Genomic DNA, 3132 nt, shown 5'->3' with positions numbered 1-3132 from the left:
GCAGCGCGGCCACGGCGCCACCGCCGGGCGCGGGCACCTTGGCGGCCAGCTCGGACAGGTACTGCGCGAGCGTGGCCTCGCCGAACGAGGGCGCAGTTTCCTGGGACGATGTGCTCGGCTGCGACACGGGTCAGAGGCCTTTCAGAGAGCGGCGTGGGCGGGGAGTGCGCGGTCAACGCTACCGGTTGGCCGACGATGTTTGCTGCGGGACTGCCCCCGGTACAGCAGTCCGGTGCGGCGCGGACCCATAGCCGCCGTTATGTTGAGTGCTATGCGGATCGGATTGAGCATCAACTACTCGGGCGGTTTCAAAGAGGCGGCGGCGGAAGTCGCCGACCTGGAGCGCGCGGGACTGGACATCGTGTTCGTCCCCGAGGCGTACTCGTTCGACGCGGTGAGCGCGCTCGGCTACCTGGCGGCCAAGACGACGCGGCTGCAGCTGGCCTCCGGCATCCTGCAGATCTACACCCGTACCCCCAGCCTGACCGCGATGACCGCGGCCGGCCTGGACTTCGTCTCCGACGGCCGGTTCATCCTCGGCCTCGGCGCGTCGGGCCCGCAGGTGATCGAGGGCTTCCACGGCGTGCCCTACGACGCGCCGATCGGGCGCACCAGGGAACTGGTGGAGATCTGCCGCAAGGTGTGGCGCCGCGAGCGCCTCGAGTATCACGGGAAGTACTACCAGATCCCGCTGCCCGAGGGGCAGGGCACCGGCCTGGGCAAGTCGCTGAAGCTGATCAATCACCCGGTGCGCGAACGCATTCCGGTGCTGCTCGCCTCGATCGGCCCGAAGAATGTCGAGCTGACCGCCGAGATCGCCGAGGGCTGGCAGCCGATCTTCTTCCTGCCGGAGCGGGCGAAGCAGATCTGGGGCGAGTCGCTCGACGCGGGCTTCGCCAAGCGCGACCCGCAGCTCGGCGACCTCGACGTCTACGCGAGCCCCTCGCTGGCCATCGGCGACGACGTCGAGCCGCTGCTGGAGTTCGTCAAGCCGCACCTGGCCCTCTACATCGGCGGCATGGGCGCCAAGGGCAAGAACTTCTATCACACGCTGGCCACCAAGTACGGCTACGGCGCCGAGGCCGACCGCATCCAGGAGCTCTACCTGGCGGGCAAGAAGGAAGAGGCGGCCAAGGCCGTCCCGGATGCGCTGGTCCGCGACACCTCGCTGATCGGCCCCGCCGGCTACATCAAGGAACGCGTCGCCGCCTTCGCCGAAGCGGGCGTCACGGTCCTCAACGTCGCGCCGATGGCCGCCACCCCGGCCGAGCGCGTCAAGCTGATCGAGCAGCTGCGCGAGCTCTGCTGAGCCATGGATGACGTTGGCGGGCAGGGATTGTCACCCTGCCCGCCAACGTCGTTGATGTCATAGGCCTGCCCCAGCGCCTGGGTCATGGCCTGCTCAGCACTCGGCCGAGCGAACATGCTCAGGCATCTGGCCGAGCGAACTGCTCAGCGGTTCTGGAACCCCGCGAGCGCCTCCTGCAGCGTGGAGTGCACCGCGAAGACCTGATCGAGGTTGGTCATCCGCAGTTGTCTGCTGGTGGCCGGGCCGTCGGCGACGACGGCGATGGCGGTGCTCTCACCCGCACGCTGATGTGTTGCGACAAGCACGGCCATCCCCGCCGAGGCGAGGAAGCTGACGGCGGTCAGATCGATGATCAGGGCCGCGGGCTTGCCGTCGAGGATCGCTTCGATCGAGCTCTCCAGCGCGGGTGCGGTTGCCAGGTCGACCTCGCCGACCACCGTGAGGACCGTCGCACCATCCTGTGAGGCGACGGTGGTGGTCATCGTGTCCGCGAGGGGATACGCGTCTCCGGAAGTGTTGGTCACAACATCACAACACACAAGTAGCGGCGAATTCGCAACCTCGGCGCGTTCATAACGTCAAACACTACCGTAAGGACGCCGGTCGAACCTGCCGTTGTGCCGCTTCGGAATAGAAGCATCGGGGCCGGTCGGCTCAACGGCTGGTCGCCGGACGCGGAATCCGCCACGCCTCGGCCAATCGCGAGGGAAACAGCTGCGTACCGCCGCCGAAGAACTCGCAGAACTTCATGATCAATGGATCCCAGCCCAGCTGATCGATGTGGTCGGTGCCCGGATTGATCAGCTCGTCGGCCACATGCGCGCGTAACACCCGCACGGTGTGCGCGGTAGCCCCGGTGTCGACGCCGAACGGTGCGGCGGACACCAGCTCACATTCGAGCTGAATCGGGCATTCGGCGACCCGCGGCGCCGCGACGACCTCGCCGTCGACCTCGCTGAGCCCGGCGGCCCCGAACTTGTCCGGCTCGTACCGATACCCCTTCTCGACCTTGTGCGGCGTCAGCTCCGGCGCGCCGGTCAGCAGCGCCAGCCGATCCACCGCCTCGACCAGGTCCGTGGACGGCAGATTCAGCACGCACTGCCGTTCGCGCGCCAGGTTCCGCGACGTCTGCGACCTGGTACCCATCCCGAGCATGCACTGATCGCCGAGCCACCACGCCGACGACATCGGCGCAAGGTTCGCCGTCCCGTCCGGATTCCGGGTGCCGATCAACACCACCGGCGTACCGAAATAGAGAACTTTGAGATCAACAACGCGATGCATGCGCCAACGATGCCGCGCGCCGCCCACCCAGTGCTGGCGGCAAAAGGACGCTGCGTTCCCCTAGGGCCTGTCGCAAAGTCCCATCCGGACTTTGCGACAGGCCCTAAATGTGGCGGTTGGTACCGCGCAGCGGGTTGGCCACCGGGAAGGTGATGGCGGGCAGGGTCACCGACATGCGGACGCGGGTGCCGGGCCCGGTGTGGTCGATGTCGAGCTCCTCGGTGAGCGCGCGCATCATGTCGATGCCGCGGCCGCGATAGCCGGGATCGGCGGAGCGCGGCTTCCAACTGCCCGCGTCGGTCACGGTGATCACCACGGTCTCGGTGTTGCAGGTGGCGCTCAACTGGACCCGGTTGATGTCGGCGGCGGGGTCGCGCAGGGTCTTGCTGACCCGACCCATCGAGCGATCCGTGCTCGCGGGGCGGCCGCTCGGCACGGCGCCGTTGCGGTAGGCGTGTTCGATGCTGTTGCTGCACGCCTCGTTCGCGGCGGCGACCAGATCGGAGGCGAGATCGTGCGGCACCGCGGCGGCGGCGAGC

4 protein-coding genes are annotated in these 3132 nt (G+C 68.0%); 1 reads left to right on the top strand and 3 read right to left on the bottom strand.

Annotated features, from left to right (window positions below; translation table 11 throughout):
- Nucleotides 1-271: 271 nt before the first annotated feature.
- Nucleotides 272-1309, top strand: coding sequence for an LLM class F420-dependent oxidoreductase (locus NN4_RS44375; RefSeq protein ID WP_147144421.1), 1038 nt, complete (start codon nucleotides 272-274; stop codon nucleotides 1307-1309).
- Between the two features lie 143 nt (nucleotides 1310-1452).
- On the opposite strand, the gene NN4_RS44370 is transcribed toward NN4_RS44375, so the two are convergent.
- From NN4_RS44370 to NN4_RS44360, 3 genes are all read right to left on the bottom strand, one after another.
- Nucleotides 1453-1791 carry an STAS domain-containing protein gene (locus tag NN4_RS44370; protein WP_147144425.1) on the bottom strand — a complete coding sequence of 113 codons (339 nt, stop codon included), beginning with the start codon at nucleotides 1789-1791 and terminating at the stop codon, nucleotides 1453-1455.
- Between the two features lie 172 nt (nucleotides 1792-1963).
- Entirely contained in the window at nucleotides 1964-2593 is a 630-nt protein-coding gene (locus NN4_RS44365; protein WP_147144419.1) for a flavin reductase family protein, read from the bottom strand.
- Nucleotides 2594-2696: 103 nt separating this feature from the next.
- Nucleotides 2697-3132: ATP-binding protein (locus NN4_RS44360; RefSeq protein ID WP_147144417.1), on the bottom strand; the 436-nt coding region annotated here is incomplete at its 5' end.

The sequence above is a fragment of the Nocardia ninae NBRC 108245 genome (assembly GCF_007990755.1).
Lineage (GTDB): Bacteria > Actinomycetota > Actinomycetes > Mycobacteriales > Mycobacteriaceae > Nocardia > Nocardia ninae.
Note: the sequence above shows the minus strand (reverse complement) of the source record. Positions and strands in the feature narration are given on the sequence as shown.

Bases quoted from the DNA above. Each gene is read 5' to 3' on its own strand.
- NN4_RS44370 (WP_147144425.1), bottom strand. From the start codon at position 1,791: ATGACCACCACCGTCGCCTCACAGGATGGTGCGACGGTCCTCACGGTG.
- NN4_RS44375 (WP_147144421.1), top strand. From the start codon at position 272: ATGCGGATCGGATTGAGCATCAACTACTCGGGCGGTTTCAAAGAGGCG.
- NN4_RS44365 (WP_147144419.1), bottom strand. From the start codon at position 2,593: ATGCATCGCGTTGTTGATCTCAAAGTTCTCTATTTCGGTACGCCGGTG.